Annotated in this window: 15 protein-coding genes; 4 read left to right on the top strand and 11 right to left on the bottom strand. The window is 62.4% G+C overall.

Features of this window, described 5'->3' with window-relative positions:
• Positions 1 to 177: 177 nt before the first annotated feature.
• On the top strand, positions 178 to 2,469 hold the full coding sequence (gene bglX / locus KL786_RS16455) for a beta-glucosidase BglX (RefSeq protein WP_215518303.1): 2,292 nt from the start codon (positions 178 to 180) through the stop codon (positions 2,467 to 2,469).
• A gap of 127 nt (positions 2,470 to 2,596) precedes the next feature.
• On the opposite strand, the gene KL786_RS16450 is transcribed toward bglX, so the two are convergent.
• The 10 genes from KL786_RS16450 to KL786_RS16405 all read right to left on the bottom strand — a co-directional run bounded on the left by KL786_RS16450 (position 2,597) and on the right by KL786_RS16405 (position 12,395).
• On the bottom strand, positions 2,597 to 3,058 hold the full coding sequence (locus KL786_RS16450; RefSeq protein WP_215518302.1) for a hypothetical protein: 462 nt from the start codon (positions 3,056 to 3,058) through the stop codon (positions 2,597 to 2,599).
• A gap of 116 nt (positions 3,059 to 3,174) precedes the next feature.
• Entirely contained in the window at positions 3,175 to 4,332 is a 1,158-nt protein-coding gene (locus tag KL786_RS16445; protein WP_032857992.1) for a phospholipase D-like domain-containing protein, read from the bottom strand.
• A 1-nt stretch (position 4,333) separates the two neighbouring features.
• Positions 4,334 to 4,924 (bottom strand): YceI family protein, encoded by a 591-nt coding sequence (locus tag KL786_RS16440; RefSeq protein ID WP_215518301.1) that lies wholly within the window; start codon positions 4,922 to 4,924, stop codon positions 4,334 to 4,336.
• Positions 4,925 to 5,087: 163 nt separating this feature from the next.
• Positions 5,088 to 5,858, bottom strand: coding sequence for an IclR family transcriptional regulator (locus KL786_RS16435; protein ID WP_215518300.1), 771 nt, complete (start codon positions 5,856 to 5,858; stop codon positions 5,088 to 5,090).
• 63 nt (positions 5,859 to 5,921) lie between these two features.
• Positions 5,922 to 7,364 (bottom strand): amidase, encoded by a 1,443-nt coding sequence (locus tag KL786_RS16430; RefSeq protein ID WP_215518299.1) that lies wholly within the window; start codon positions 7,362 to 7,364, stop codon positions 5,922 to 5,924.
• Entirely contained in the window at positions 7,361 to 8,671 is a 1,311-nt protein-coding gene (locus tag KL786_RS16425; protein ID WP_215518298.1) for a citrate-proton symporter, read from the bottom strand. The genes KL786_RS16430 and KL786_RS16425 overlap by 4 nt, the downstream gene beginning before the upstream one ends.
• 58 nt (positions 8,672 to 8,729) lie before the next feature.
• Complete coding sequence (locus tag KL786_RS16420; RefSeq protein ID WP_215518297.1) at positions 8,730 to 9,905, bottom strand: M20 aminoacylase family protein; 1,176 nt, start codon at positions 9,903 to 9,905, stop codon at positions 8,730 to 8,732.
• Between the two features lie 108 nt (positions 9,906 to 10,013).
• Positions 10,014 to 10,328: an amidase gene (locus KL786_RS16415; protein WP_215518296.1), complete on the bottom strand. Its 315-nt coding sequence runs from the start codon at positions 10,326 to 10,328 to the stop codon at positions 10,014 to 10,016.
• Positions 10,325 to 11,407, bottom strand: coding sequence for a serine hydrolase domain-containing protein (locus tag KL786_RS16410; protein ID WP_215518295.1), 1,083 nt, complete (start codon positions 11,405 to 11,407; stop codon positions 10,325 to 10,327). The genes KL786_RS16415 and KL786_RS16410 overlap by 4 nt, the downstream gene beginning before the upstream one ends.
• A gap of 109 nt (positions 11,408 to 11,516) precedes the next feature.
• Entirely contained in the window at positions 11,517 to 12,395 is an 879-nt protein-coding gene (locus tag KL786_RS16405; protein ID WP_215518294.1) for an acyl-CoA dehydrogenase middle domain-containing protein, read from the bottom strand.
• A gap of 130 nt (positions 12,396 to 12,525) precedes the next feature.
• On the opposite strand from KL786_RS16405, the gene olsB reads away from it, so the two are divergent.
• Both olsB and KL786_RS16395 read left to right on the top strand, forming a co-directional pair.
• Positions 12,526 to 13,281 (top strand): L-ornithine N(alpha)-acyltransferase, encoded by a 756-nt coding sequence (gene olsB, locus KL786_RS16400; RefSeq protein WP_032858013.1) that lies wholly within the window; start codon positions 12,526 to 12,528, stop codon positions 13,279 to 13,281.
• Positions 13,281 to 14,075: a lysophospholipid acyltransferase family protein gene (locus tag KL786_RS16395; RefSeq protein ID WP_032858015.1), complete on the top strand. Its 795-nt coding sequence runs from the start codon at positions 13,281 to 13,283 to the stop codon at positions 14,073 to 14,075. Before olsB ends, KL786_RS16395 begins: the two co-directional genes overlap by 1 nt.
• Before the next feature lie 117 nt (positions 14,076 to 14,192).
• Here KL786_RS16395 and KL786_RS16390 read toward each other — a convergent pair whose 3' ends face one another.
• Positions 14,193 to 14,774, bottom strand: a complete 582-nt coding sequence (locus tag KL786_RS16390) for an acyl carrier protein phosphodiesterase (RefSeq protein WP_215518293.1) — start codon at positions 14,772 to 14,774, stop codon at positions 14,193 to 14,195.
• Between the two features lie 154 nt (positions 14,775 to 14,928).
• Between KL786_RS16390 and KL786_RS16385 the strand changes: the two genes are divergently transcribed.
• The gene (locus tag KL786_RS16385; RefSeq protein ID WP_215518292.1) at positions 14,929 to 15,243 is read left to right on the top strand and encodes an ArsR/SmtB family transcription factor; all 315 of its coding nucleotides are present in this window, start codon (positions 14,929 to 14,931) and stop codon (positions 15,241 to 15,243) included.
• The last annotated feature ends 7 nt before the right edge of the window (positions 15,244 to 15,250 follow it).

The raw sequence follows: 15,250 nt of genomic DNA, 5'->3' as shown, positions 1-15,250 counted from the left end.
GCCACCGTAACTGGATTGCATCGAATCAATCAGCTAAAAAGATGCCCAACGCGAATCAGAGTTCAGAAGTGTGCGTTATTTATCTGAACAACACCCGAACAACAATAGTCGCTCCCCACATTTTGGCCGAACCGCGTTTACCTTGAACACGGTGCAGTGAGCCGAAAAAGGATATTCATGAAAAAGCTGTGTTTGCTGGGCCTTGTTGCCACTCTGGCCAGTCACCCTGTCGTTGCCGAGACCAAGCCCGCTGCGCTTAAAGACAAGGACGCCTTCGTCAGCGACCTGCTCAAGCAGATGACCCTGGATGAAAAGATCGGCCAGTTGCGCCTGATCAGCATCGGCCCGGAAATGCCGCGCGAGATGATCCGCAAGGAAATCGCCGCCGGGCGTATTGGCGGGACCTTCAACTCCATCACCCGCCCGGAAAACCGTCCGATGCAGGACGCGGCCATGCGCAGCCGCCTGAAGATCCCGATGTTCTTCGCCTATGACGTGATCCACGGCCACCGCACCATTTTCCCGATCAGCCTGGCCCTGGCCTCTAGCTGGGACATGGACGCCATCGGCCGCTCCGGGCGCATTGCCGCCAAGGAAGCCGCGGCAGACAGCCTCGACATCACCTTCGCACCGATGGTCGATATTTCCCGCGATGCCCGTTGGGGCCGCACCTCCGAAGGCTTCGGCGAGGACACCTACCTGGTGTCGCGCATCAGCGAAGTGATGGTCAAGGCCTTCCAGGGCCCAAGCCCGGCCCAGGCCGACAGCATCATGGCCAGCGTCAAGCACTTCGCCCTGTACGGCGCAGTGGAAGGCGGTCGCGACTACAACGTGGTCGACATGAGCCCGGTCAAGATGTACCAGGACTATCTGCCGCCGTACCACGCGGCAATCAAGGCCGGCGCCGGCGGCGTGATGGTGGCGTTGAACTCGATCAATGGCGTACCGGCCACCGCCAACACCTGGCTGATGAACGACCTGCTGCGCAAGGAATGGGGCTTCAAGGGCCTGACCGTGAGCGACCACGGCGCGATCTTCGAACTGATCAAGCACGGCGTGGCCAAGGACGGGCGCGAAGCGGCCAAGCTGGCGATCAAGGCTGGCATCGACATGAGCATGAACGATCAGCTCTACGGCAAGGAACTGCCGGGGCTGCTGAAGTCCGGCGAGATCGAGCAAAAAGACATCGACAACGCCGTGCGTGAAGTGCTCGGCGCCAAATACGACATGGGCCTGTTCGCCGACCCGTACCTGCGTATCGGCAAGGCCGAGGATGATCCGGTCGACACCTATGCCGAAAGCCGCCTGCACCGCAGTGAAGCCCGCGACATCGCGCGGCGCAGCCTGGTGTTGCTGAAGAACCAGAACGACACCCTGCCGCTGAAGAAATCCGCGACCATCGCCCTGGTCGGCCCGCTGGCCAAGGCCCCCATCGACATGATGGGCAGTTGGGCCGCCGCCGGCAAACCCGCGCAATCGGTGACCCTGTTGGACGGCATGAACACGGTGATCGGCGAAAAAGGCAAAGTGATCTACGCCCGTGGCGCCAACATCACCAGCGACAAAGCCGTGCTCGATTACCTCAACTTCCTCAACTTCGATGCCCCGGAAGTGGTGGATGACCCACGTTCGGCCCAGGTGCTGATCGACGAAGCGGTCAAGGCCGCGAAAAATGCCGATGTGGTGGTGGCTGCCGTAGGCGAGTCCCGTGGCATGTCCCACGAGTCCTCCAGCCGTACTGACCTGAACATCCCGCAAAGCCAGCGTGACCTGATCAAGGCCCTCAAGGCCACGGGCAAGCCGCTGGTGCTGGTGCTGATGAACGGTCGACCATTGTCGATCCTCGAAGAGAACCAACAGGCCGACGCGATCCTCGAAACCTGGTTCTCCGGCACCGAAGGCGGCAACGCGATTGCCGATGTGCTGTTTGGTGACTACAACCCGTCGGGCAAGCTGCCGATCACCTTCCCACGCTCGGTGGGGCAGATTCCTACCTACTACAACCACCTGACCATTGGCCGACCGTTCACGCCGGGCAAACCGGGCAACTACACCTCGCAGTACTTCGACGACACCACAGGCCCCCTGTATCCGTTCGGTTATGGCCTGAGCTACACCACGTTCAGCCTGTCGGACATGGCGCTGTCGTCCACCACCCTGAACAAGACCGGCAAGCTCGACGCCAGTGTCACCCTGAAAAACACCGGCAAGGTGGATGGCGAAACCGTGGTGCAGTTGTACATCCAGGACGTGGCCGGCTCGATGATCCGCCCGATCAAGGAACTGAAGAACTTTCAGAAGATCCTGCTCAAGGCCGGCGAATCAAAGGTGGTGCACTTCAGCATTAGCGAGGATGACTTGAAGTTCTACAACACCCAGCTCAAGTTCGCCGCCGAACCGGGTGAGTTCAATGTGCAGATCGGGTTGGATTCCCAGGATGTGCAGCAGCAGAGCTTTGAACTGCTCTGATTTGAAGCTGTAAATGCGCTCAGTGTAGGAGCTAGCTTGCCTGCGATGGTTTCACCTCGGTTCACCTGATGAGCCGAGGCTTCTACCCCGCAGGAAAGTCAGAGTTTATGCATCTTGATGGCTTGTATTACGTCAAGTAGGCCTGTTTGAACTCTGCGTAAGTCATGTCCTCAAGATTGACGCTATCTTTGACTTGAGCAGCCTTAGCAATAACCCTCTCCCACTTGGGGTCGGCGGTAAGAAGGTCGGCAGGAATATCTTTAAGAAGGAGCTCTGGGGCCTCTTCCTTCAATTTCTCCTTGATCAAGTCATGAGCTTCGTCATAGCTGATCTCCTGTTTTTGTGCGAAGTCCTTCGTCAAGTCGTCGAAACGGTTGCGAGCAGAATCATTCAGCCACATGCCTGGAGGGTTGTAGATCTGCAACTGACCCAGCGCTGTGGTTAAACGCTGCTGCCTTTCTTCAGCAGGTGAAGTCGCAAGGTCATTGAATAGCCGGTTGGCTTCGTCAGTACTTTCCGCATCACGACGCGTTCGGCCGTGGGTAGCCTGTTGGGTAGGGAGTGAGGGGGCATTAATCGATGACGTCATTGTTAATTACTCATTGGTCTGGATGAGTGCCGGCTCATCAGCACCCGGTCGGTAACAACTAAGTTGAGCATTTCGTCAGTGGCGTGATGAACGCCTACAGTTCCACCTTCGGTTTTCTAGCCCCGCCTATCCAGCAAGTTCACCACCAACCGATCAATCCACCCCCACACCCGCTGCTTCACCCGCCTCCACAATGGCCGGGCCTTCCATGCCTGCAGGCTGACCGCCTGGCTCTGGGCAAAGTCGCGCTCGAAGCTGCCCGCCACCGCCAGCGTCAACTCAGGGTCCAAGGCTTCCAGGTTGGCCTCCAGGTTGAAGCGCAGGTTCCAGTGATCGAAGTTGCATGAGCCGACGCTGACCCAATCGTCCACCAGCACCATCTTCAGGTGCAGGAAGCACGGCTGGTATTCGAAGATCTGCACCCCGGACTTGAGCAGGCGCGGGTAGTAACGATGCCCGGCATAGCGCACCGAAGGATGGTCGGTGCGCGGCCCGGTCAGCAGCAGGCGCACATCCACACCGCGCCCGGCCGCCCGGCGCAGGGCTCGGCGCACGCCCCAGGTCGGCAGGAAATACGGCGTGGCCAGCCAGATACGTTGCTGGCTGTTGTTCAAGGCACGGATCAATGACTGCAAGATATCGCGGTGCTGGCCGGCGTCGGCATAGGCCACCCGGCCCAGGCCCGGCCCGGTCGCCGGCACTTTGGGTAGGCGCGGCAGGCCAAAGTGCCGGGCCGGTTTCCAGGCGCGACGGTGATCGTTGACCAGCCATTGGCGGTCGAACAGGGCTTGCCAGTCCTGCACCAGCGGGCCGCTGATTTGCACCATGACCTCGTGCCAATCGCAGGTGTCCTGGCCTGGGGTCCAGAACTCATCGGTGACACCGGTGCCACCGACAACGGCAACGTTCTGATCGATCAACAGCAACTTGCGGTGGTCACGGTAGAGGTTGCGCATCCAGCGCCGCCAGCGCAGGCGATTGTAGAAACGCAACTCGACGCCGGCATCGGTCAAGCGTCGGCGCAGGCCCAGGGTAAAGGCCAGGCTGCCATAGTCATCGAACAGGCAACGCACCCTAACTCCGCGCTCGGCCGCTTGCACCAGCGCCTGGACCATCGCCTCGGCACAGGCGCCCGCCTCCACCAGATACAGCTCAAGTTCCACCTGCTGTTCGGCGCGGGCAATGCCCACCAGCATCTGCGGGAAGAAGTTCGGCCCATCGATGAGTAATTCGAAGCGGTTCGCGCTGCGCCAGGGGAACACCGCGCCGCCCATGTCAGCGCGCCGTGAAAATCAGCACCGCACCCACCGGTACCGACAGGCTGATCGCGTCAAGGCCGGCGACTTTGCGCAGGGTTTCCACACCGGCAAGCAAATCAAAATCCTTGGCATGCAGCACCAGCGGCTCCAGGGTCACCACCTGGAAGCGTCGGTCATCCAGGCGCGTGGCGAGCAATTCGGCGTTGTAGACCTGGGTCTTGCCGTGCAGGGTGACCGACAGCGGCAGGCGCAACTCCAGCTGTGCGCCGGTGGCCAGGTCATTGATCGGTTGCAGGTTGATTTGCGCGTTGATCAGCGCATCGGGATGGGTCTTGATTTGGAACAGGTCGTTGCGCATGCGTTCATCGCGTAGCGGGATGCCGCTGTTGACCGACTCCAGCTCGACTTCCAATTGCGCCGCGCCTTTGTCATCGACCTTGCCGTGCAGCACCAGGAAGCGATGGACTTCGGACAGGTCGGTGTTTTTAGTGGTGACGAACGACAGCCGTGAGGATTCGTTATCCAGGTACCAGGCGGCCTGCGCAGGCACGGCGATGGCGGCCAGTAGCAGGAAGGCCAGGGGGTTGAAGACGGATACGTTGAACATTAAACACTCGCGCGGATAAAAACCTGCTCGAACAGTAGCAAAGACCCTTTGTAGGAGCGAGCTTGCTCGCGAAAATCGTCAACGCTAACGCGTGCATCCTGGATGCTCGCGGTGTGCCCAGGTTTTTCGCGAGCAAGCTCGCTCCTACAAGGAGGGTGCCGCTTCAGGCCAGTGCGTGCTGCACGCCTTGCACGGTTGCCTCCAGGCTCGCCAGGTGCAAATTCAACACCCGCTCCACCGGCGCCTGGTGCATCGGCCAATGCAACGCCATGCTCCCCACCAATCGCCCATTGGCCCGCACCGGTAGCGCCACCGCGCGGATCAGGAACGGCAAGCGCACCGGATACTCCCAATACCCTTCGGTACGCTGGCCAAACCCCTGGTGCTGGGATTGTTCGCAAGCACGGTACTGATCGTCGGCCGCCACGTGCTCACGACTGGCCAGGCGCTGCACTTCGTCGGGCGCCAGCTCGGCCAGGCACGCCTTGCCCATGGCCGAATGGAACAGGCTGGCATGCTGGCCGACGATCTGGCAGTTGTTCGGGTACAGCTTGCGCAGCACCGTGGGGATTGCACTTTCCATGACTTCCAGGCGCTCGCCGTCGAAGTTCGACAAGTCCGCCACCAGCCCGGTGCGCTCGCTGAGTTCCAGCAACCAGGGCGCCGCGCATTCCACCAGGCGGCGCTTGAAGCGTTGCTGGGTATCGCCGAACAAGCGCTGGGCGCTGATGCGATAACGCCGGTCGCTCAGGCCGCGATAGATCCAGCCCTGCTCCTGCAAGGTCAGCAACATCCGCGACACCGTGGCCTTGGGCAGGCAGGTCAGGTAATGCAGCTCCTCCAGCCCCAGCGCCTGGTGTTCACCCAGCAGCTCGATGATTGCCAGTGCCCGCTCCACTGAACGCACAGTCCCTGTGTCGGCGTTGCTGCCCATGGCTTGATCTCCCGGTGGCTGATGGATGATCGAATTTCACAGCAAGATACAGGCCGTGCCCGCTCAGGCATTCGCCTTCAAGCATTCTGGAGGCCGGCGCTGCACCCAGTGCGTCAGTTGTTCATGGGCATACGCCAGTTGCAGCACGGCGCGATCGGCCTGGGCCGGGCCAATGATTTGCAGGCCCATGGGCAGTCCCCGGGGGTTGAAGCCCACCGGCACACTCATGCTCGGCAGCCCCGCCAATGTCGGGCCGATGACCACCTCCATCCAGCGGTGATAGGTGTCCATGGTTTGCCCTCCAACGACGCGCGGCCAGTGCTGTTGTGCATCGAAAGGGAACACTTGGGCACTGGGCAACAGCAGAAAATCGTAACGCTCGAACAACTTGGCCAGGGCGCGGTACCACTCGCTGCGCGCCAACGAGGCCTGATACACATCCGCTGCGCTCAGTTGCAGGCCGCCCTCCACTTCCCACTGTGCTTCCAGCTTGAGCAACCCACGTTTTTGCGGGTCGGCATACGCCGCCCCCAGCGCGCCCTGCACCAGCCAATGACGATGCACCAGCCAGGTGTGCCACAAGCGCTCCATGGAAAAGTCCGGCTGGCAGCTTTCCACTGCGCAACCCAACGCGCTGAAATCGCCGAGGGCTGATTCACACAGGCCCAGCACGCCGTCGTCCATTGGCAGATAGCCGTTGTAGTCTCCCAGCCACCCCAGGCGCGCGCCCTTGAAGTCACGGGCCAACGGCGTGCCGAATACGCTGGGATCATCCTTGAGCGACAACGGCACCCGTGCGTCAAAGCCAGCCTGGATGCTCAATAGCTGCGCCACATCCGCCACGCTGCGGCCCATCGGGCCTTCGGTGGCCAGTTGCTGGACAAACACCTCCGGCGCCGGCCCATGGGGCACGCGGCCCTGGGACGGGCGCAGGCCAAACACGTTATTGAACGCCGCCGGGTTGCGCAGCGAGCCCATCATGTCGCTGCCGTCGGCCACCGGCAGCATGCGCAACGCCAAGGCTACCGCCGCCCCGCCGCTGCTGCCACCGGCCGCCAAGGCCGGATCATAGGCATTGCCGGTGGTGCCGAACACGCTGTTGTAGGTCTGCGAGCCCAGGCCGAATTCAGGCACGTTGCTCTTGCCGATGATAATCGCGCCACTGGCCCGCACCCGCGCCACGGCGATGGCGTCTTCAGCGGGCACCTGTTCGGCGAACAGTGGCGAGCCCATGGTCGTGCGCAAACCCTTGGTTGCCGCCAGATCCTTGATCGCCTGGGGCATGCCATGCATCCAGCCACGAGAGCGGCCCTGGTCCAGCTCCCGGTCACAGGCCCGGGCCTCGGCCAGCACGTGCTCTTCATCGCGCAATGACACCAGGGCATTGACCGATGGGTTGAAACGCGCGATCTGCGCCAGATAGGCCTGCATCACCTCATGGCAGGACACCTGCCGGGCGTGGATCGCCTGGGACAACGCAATTGCATCGAGCTCAACAATCTTCAAGGCTTCACTCCCTTGGTAAAGCGCGCCGGCGCTGCAACCCTCGGCGCTTCATGCATGCAGTAAGTGCCCAGCAGCGTCAGGACGCAAGCGAACAGCACATAAAACGCCGGAGCCACCGGTGTGCCCAGCTCCTTGCTCAGCCAGGTGACGATCAGCGGGGCAAAGCCGCCGAACACCATCACCGCCACGTTGTAGGCCACCGACACCCCGGTGGAGCGCACCTCGATGGGAAACTGCTCGGCCAGGGCCGTCGGCGCCGGGCCAAAGAAGCCGCCGATGGCGATGCACAACATCACTTGCATCACCAACAGCCGCTCGATGGACGGCGCCGCCGCGACCCACACGTACAACGGGTAAACCATCACGAAAAAGGCCAGGGTGAAACCCATCAACACCGGCCGCCGGCCCAGGCGGTCGGACAACAGGCCAGACAGCGGAATCACCACGGTCATCAGCGCCACGGCGAACATCTGCACCATCAATACCTGGTCCAGGGGCAGGCCGAGGTTCTTGTGGGCGAAGGTCGGCATATTCACCAGTACCACGTAGAACGACACCGTCGCCCCGCAGGCCAGGCCCATGCTCACCAGGATGCTGCGCCGATGGTTGCGCAATACATCCATCAGGCTTGGCGCCGGGCCGGTGGCCTGTTTGCGTGCTTCGATAAACTCTTCCGGGTCTTCCATGTGCCGGCGAATCCACAAGCCCACCGGGCCGATCAGCAGGCCGAACACAAACGGCAGGCGCCAGCCCCACAGGTCGAGGGTTTCGGGGGTAAAGAAGTGCGTGACCAAGGCCACCATCGCCGCGCCGCCAAACACCGCCAGGCACTGCCCGACCAGTTGCCAGGAGCCGTACAAACCTTTGCGATGGGCCGGTGCGCTTTCCACTAGGAATGCCGTGGCGCTGGCATATTCGCCGCCTGTGGCAAAGCCCTGGAGCATGCGCGCCACCACGATCAACAGCGGCGCGCCCATGCCGATGGCCGCGTAGTTGGGGGCAAACACGATCAGCGCGATGGACACGGTCATCAAGCGGATAATCAACTGCATCGCCGCCTTGCGGCCTTTGCGGTCGGCGTACATGCCGAGCAGGATGCCGCCCACCGGGCGCATGAAGAAGCCGACGCCGAAGGTGGCCAGGGCCATCAGCAGCGACGAATACTCATCGTCCGAAGGGAAAAACTGCCGGGCGATGATGCTGGCCAGAAAACCGTAGACGATGAAGTCGTACCACTCCAGCGCGTTGCCGACCACCGCCGCTACCACTTGCCGGGTGCGGGACACGCCTTTTATTGAAGTCTGCATGAGAACACTCCATTCAACCTGTTGAGGAAAGGTCCAGCGGCAGGAAAAAGGCAGGGAGTCAGGCCGGTTTGAGCCAGCTCTCGGTCAGGGCGCCCCAGTAGGCGGCGCCGGTCAGCAGGATGTCGTCGTTGAAGTCATAGGCGGGGTTGTGGACCATCGGCCGCGAAACACCATTGCCGATAAACAGGTAGCTGCCGGGGCAGCGCTGGAGCATCCAGGCGAAGTCTTCGCTGCCCATCAGCTTGGGTGTATTGGCGTCGACCGCCGCGTCACCGAGCAAGGCAATGCCTACCTGACGGGCGAACTCGGTTTCTGCGGCATGGTTGACCAGCACCGGATAGGCCGGGCGGTGTTCGATCTGCGCAGTACAGCCAAAACTCTCGGCCTGGGTCAGGATGATCGCCTTGACCCGCTCCAGCATCTGCTCGCGCACCGGTGCGTTGAGGGCGCGCAGGCTCAGGCGCAACACGGCTTGCTGGGGGATCACGTTGGCCGCTTGCCCCGCTTGCAGGGCGCCGACGGTAACCACCGCTGCTTCCTGGGCATTGATGTTGCGCGCCACCACCGTCTGCAAGGCCATCACCGTACTGGCGGCGGCGACCAGCGGGTCAACGGTCAGGTGCGGCATGGAGCCGTGGCCGCCGACACCTTCGAGGGTCACGGTAAGCAGGTCCTGGGAAGCCATCATCGGCCCCGTCCGCAGGCCCAGATGGCCGGCAGGCAAGCCGGGCATGTTGTGCATGCCGAACAGCGCGTCACAGGGGAAGCGCTCCAGCAAGCCATCGGCGAGCATCGCTTCAGCGCCACCCTGGCCTTCTTCGGCCGGCTGGAAAATCAGGTTGAGGGTGCCGTCGAACTGACGCGTCGCCGCCAGGTAACGCGCGGCGCCCAGCAACATGGTGGTGTGACCGTCGTGACCGCAGGCATGCATGCAGCCGGCGTGTTGGCTGCTGTAGGCGACGCCGGTGTTTTCGATGATCGGCAAGGCGTCCATGTCGGCACGAATCCCCAGGGTGCGCGAGCTGCTGCCATTGCGCAGCACGCCGACCACGCCGGTGTGGCCGATGCCGGTATGCACTTCATAACCCCAACTGCGCAGGGATTGGGCGACCAGGGCCGAGGTGCGGTTTTCTTCGAACCCCAGTTCGGGGTGGGCGTGGATATCCTGGCGCACGGCGTGCAGGTCGCTGGCGACATCGCTCAGCCAATCCAGGATGTGCTGGTGTGGGCTCATGGTGACTCTCCTCGCAGGCGGGTATTCCCGTTCTTTTTTGTGGCATTGCCACAGATAACCGCGATGGGCGTGCGAGGACAATCAAAGGTGGTTCCACCCTGTGGAACCTCAGGGCAACAGGCGACAGCCCTGGCGTTCGCCCAGCCATTGGGCGCTGTGGGTGCGGCCCAGTCCGCTGGCGGTGACCAGGCGCGTATCCGGATGATCGGCAAAGGCGCTGGTGGGGACATATTGCTTCACGTAGCCCAGACAATAGTCAGCCGGGTTGCCCACCACGTAACGGCAGGAGCAATACTCCTTGGCGGTGTAGGCGCCGATGATGTCGGGGAAGGCTTGCAGGTTGACGCGCTCATGCCAGATCCAACCCAGCAAGGCGAGCAACAGCAGGAGAAACAGGCTGATAAACGGACGCCGGCGGATCATGGTTGCACCGCCGCAAGCACGCGCTTGAGCAGTTCGTTGTGGCGATAGCTGCCGTCACGGTCATCGCCGTAGCGCACGATCACCAGCTTTGCCTCGGGCAACACATATAACGCCTGGCCCCAATGCCCCAGCGCCGCGAAGGTATCGTCGGGCGCATCTGGCCAGGGCCGTGGGGTGCCTGGTACCTCGCGGTTGAGCCACCAATGGCCACCCGGCACCGCACTGTCCTGCCCGGCCTGGTATTGCGCGACAGGTTGCCGGTTGAACGCGACCCAGTCTTTGGGCAGCAACTGCCGCTCGCCCCAGCACCCGTCCCGTGCCATTAACAAGCCAATTCGTGCCAAGTCGCGGGCGGTCATGTAGGCATAGGACGAGGCGACAAAGGTTTCATTGGCGTCACTTTCCCAGGTGGCGCTGCCAATTCCCAAGGGCGTGAACAGCGCGGTCCACGGATAATCGACATAGGCCTTGTGCCCGAGCATACCCTTGAGGGCGGCGGACAGCAGGTTGCTGTCACTGCTGGAGTAGCGAAACGCCTGGCCCGGCGCGGCGAAGGGGGTGGTATCAGCGGCAAACTGCGCCATATCGGCGCGGCCACGGGTGTAGAGCATGGCCACCACCGAGGATTTCAGCGGCGCGTATTCGTAGTCTTCCTGCCAGTCCAGGCCTGAGGTCCAGTTCAGCAGGTGTGCCAGGGTGATGCTCGGGTGCTGTTTCATCGGCGGATAGAAACGCGCGACCGGGTCGCTGAGCTTGAAGCGGTTCTCGCCGTAGGCAACGCCCAATACCGTGGCCATCAGGCTTTTGCTGATGGACCAGGTCAAGTGCGGCGTGCTTGCGGTAGTGGGCGCGGCGTAGCGCTCATAAATGACTTCGCCGTCACGGATCACCAGCAACGCGTCGGTGCGGATGCCTTGGCGGGTGAGGTCATTGCGGGCCGGGAACGCATAGTCCTCCAGCGCCTTCACGGCGGGGCCGGTCAATTGCACGCCTTGGGCCCAATCCTTCGCCGGCCAGGCCTGGGCATGTGCGGTAGCGGTGAACAGCAGCATGGCGACGCACAGCAGGCCTTTGACCATGGACAAGCACTCGGGGGCATTCAAACCCGCGAGCCTAATGCAGATAAATGACGGTTTGGCGACAAGCCTGGGAACCACTGCTTACCGCCCACACAAACCCGCCCCACAGTCAGAGAGGGGATGGGTTCAGGGCTTTTTCCAGGCGTTTGGCCCGGGCGCTGGCGGCGAGGTCCAGCACGGCCTGGTCGCGCTGCCACATAGCGGCCCACTGCCCAGCAGCCATCGCGTCATTAACCTGCGGCTTCAGCGCCTCGAACTGTGCAAACAAGCCCCCCAGCAACACATGCCCCGCCGCCGAGGCCGTGGGCTGGCGAATGACCTCGGCGCAGCCGGCCAGCAACGCCAATAGCTGCAAACGCAGGGCCTGGGGCCAATCACACTCCTGGCCGATGCCATGCAGCCAGGCGGTCATCGCGCTCAGTACATAGGTGTCCTCCAGCGTGCGGAAGGGTTTGACGTAATCGTCCCAACCATCCCCCGGCAAACGCTCGCAGGCGGCATGGTCGAGGTGGACGCGCCCGTGACTGATGTCGGGCATCAACGGGATCGCAGGCAAGGGCTCCACGCGTACGCCGGGCTCGCCGGCCAGCACCACCGCCAGGCTCAGGCGCGGCTTTTCACCGGCGGCCTCGCAGCGCGCGGCGATCAGTAGCCAGTCGGCCGCATCACCGGCGGTGACGAAGTCCTTGCGCCCACTCAGGCGCAGGTCGTCCAGGCGTGTCTGCATGTCCAACGGGCGCAGGCTGCGCTGTTCGGTCGCACATAAAGCACCCAGGCTGTGGGGCGCGCTGGGCCATAACGCACGCAGCGCCGCTTGATAGCCCACCAGAAACGCCAGGCCGGGCGTGGCCATCAGGCGCGCGCCCTGTGTTGCCAGCTCAAAGGGCGCCACCGGCCCCAGACGCTGCAATAAAATGCTGTAGCCCTCGGCCAGGTTGGCGTGGACGGGCAGTCGGTCGGGTCGATCGAGCAAAGCGTGCCAGGGCATGGAAGGCTCCTTGGGGGCTGTCATCTAAGCGTCACCGTAGATTCATGGAGATGACACCGGGGGTACATAGCCTGACTTTGCACAACAAAGTCGACTGGCCGCAACCCTGGCCGGCACCTGGAGACTCGCCATGACTCAGATCGCCCGCATCAGTGACACCGGCAATGAACGCCGTCTGCAAGCCGAACGCCTGATCGGCGCCCAGGCCTTGCAGGAAGCCCAGGCCCTGCGTTTCACCGTTTTCAGCGGCGAGTTCAATGCCAAGCTGAAAGGTGCGGAGCTGGGCCTGGACATGGATGACTATGATGTTCACTGCAGCCACATTGGCGTACGGGACTTGAACACCGGGCGACTGGTTGCCACCACCCGGCTGCTGGATCACCAGGCGGCCAGCACCCTGGGCCGGTTCTATAGCGAAGAAGAGTTCAGCCTGCATGGCCTGCTGCACCTGCAGGGGCCGATCCTGGAGATTGGCCGTACCTGCGTCGACCCGGCCTACCGCAACGGCGGCACCATCGCCGTGTTGTGGGGCGAGTTGGCTGAAGTCCTCAACCAGGGCGGCTACAGCTACCTGATGGGCTGCGCGAGCATCCCGATGCACGACGGCGGCATCCAGGCCCACGCGATCATGCAGCGCCTGCGCGAACGCTATCTGTGCAATGAACACCTGCGCGCCGAGCCGAAAAAACCCCTGCCGTACCTGGACCTGCCGTCCAACGTCATCGCCGAAATGCCGCCGCTGCTCAAGGCCTATATGCGCCTGGGCGCGAAGATCTGCGGCGAGCCATGCTGGGACGAGGATTTCCAGGTGGCCGACGTGTTCATCCTGCTCAAGCGCGACGAGTTGTGCCCGCGTTATGCCCGCCACTTCAAGGCGGCCATGTGATGGGCCGCCTGCGGGTCTACGGGCGGATCGCCCGCGTGCTGCTGGTGGTAGGCCTGGGTTTGAGCATGGCCGGTGTGTTTGGCCTGTTCGAACGCCTGGGCGTGGCCAATTCCATGGTGCGGCGCCAGCGCTGGTCGCGGTTTTTCATGGCCCGTCTCGGCAATGCCCTGCCCTTTCGCGTCACGGTGCACGGTGAACTGCCGCAACAGCCGATGCTGTGGGTCAGCAACCATGTGTCGTGGACCGATATCCCGTTGCTGGGCATGGTCGCGCCGCTGTCCTTCCTGTCCAAGGCCGAAGTGCGCACCTGGCCGGTGGCCGGCTGGCTGGCAGCCAAGGCCGGTAGCCTGTTTATCCGTCGCGGCTCGGGTGACAGCCAATTGATCCGCAAGCAGATGACCCGTCACCTGCTGCAAAAACACCCGCTGCTGATGTTCCCGGAAGGCACCACCACGGATGGCCGCAGCCTGCGTACTTTCCATGGCCGGCTGTTGGCCAGTGCGATTGATGCCGACGTAGCGCTGCAACCGGTGGCCATCCGTTATTTACGCGCTGGGCAGGTTGACCCGCTGGCGCCGTTTATTGGCGACGATGATTTGCTCTCGCACCTGATGCGCCTGTTTGCCAATGATCAGGGCGATGTGGAGATTCACCTGCTCAAGCCGATTGCCTGCGCCGGGCAGGAGCGTGCGGCCCTGGCGTATCAGGCGCAGCAGGCGGTGCAGAAGGCGTTGTTCGGCGAGGTGGCCCTGCCAGCAGAACCAAGACAAATAGGAACATTGGCAGCTGCATGAGCCTCCCTGTAGGAGCGAGCTTGCTCGCGAAGAACCTGAGAGCGCCGCGATAAACCAGATGTGCTGCGTTATCGTTGACGTTCTTCGTCGGAACGCCGCCCGGAGCCAAGCTCGCTCCTACATAGAGGCAGTGTGTTGGGCGGCAAATACCTGCAACTGGGGGTAGAACACCCGGAAATCCTCGCTCAACGGCTCATACAGCACCCGCAATTCCTGCATCGCCTGGCCCAGTTCCTCGGGTTGGCTCAGGCGCCGGGAAATCCCCCGCAGCACTTGCTCCATCACCGCAAACTCGCGGTAGGAGCCCAGCCAGTCATCAGCCGCCATGTACGGCGCAATCTGCGCCAGGCGCCCCGGCAGCTGCGGTTCGGCCGCCAGTACCCGGTAAACCTGGGAGGTAAAGCGCTCCAGCGGTTGATCGGCATACAGCGCCCAATCCCGCGCCAGGCAATGGTCAAAAAACACGTCGAGAACGATCCCCGCGTAACGCCGCCGCGTCAGGCTAAAGCGCGACAACGCCTGCCCGACCAGCGGATGGCTGTCGGTAAATCGGTCGATTGAGCGATGCAGCTGAATGGCCGCCTCGATTTGCGGGCGGTACTGGCCCTGCAAGCGGCCTTTGACGAAATCGCCATAGAGGCTACCCAGCAGTTGTGCAGGAAGTTGGCCGCCGAGGTGCAGATGTGCGAGATAATTCATGGTGCGCAGTCTAGCACTGCCTACATCGTATCGTTATAACCCGATATACCGATTTATCTGGTAACAAGATCAAAATCGTATTGGTATATCGGGATATAGCGATTTAAAGTTCGCCTCATCGCGATATAACGTTTTACCCACACCGAGCCCTGCCATGTCCATTGACCTCGACGAAATAATAAAAGCCCTGGCACACCCAGTACGGCGAGACATTCTCAACTGGCTGAAAGACCCGAAAGTGCAGTTCCCCGAGCAAGTCCACAACCACGAATACGGCATCTGCGCCGGCCAGATCGACCAGCGCTGTGGCCTGTCGCAATCCACCGTGTCGGCGCACCTGGCCACCCTGCAACGGGCGGGACTGATCAGCAGCCAAAAAGTTGGCCAGTGGCACTTTTTCCGGCGCAATGAAGATGTGATCCAAGACGTTATCCACGCCATCACCCAAGAACTCAGCCCACCGCAGTAAAGGATCC

The sequence above is a fragment of the Pseudomonas sp. TAE6080 genome (genome assembly GCF_018732265.1).
GTDB classification, from domain to species: Bacteria; Pseudomonadota; Gammaproteobacteria; order Pseudomonadales; family Pseudomonadaceae; genus Aquipseudomonas; species Aquipseudomonas brenneri.
This window is presented reverse-complemented; position numbering and strand designations above follow the sequence as displayed.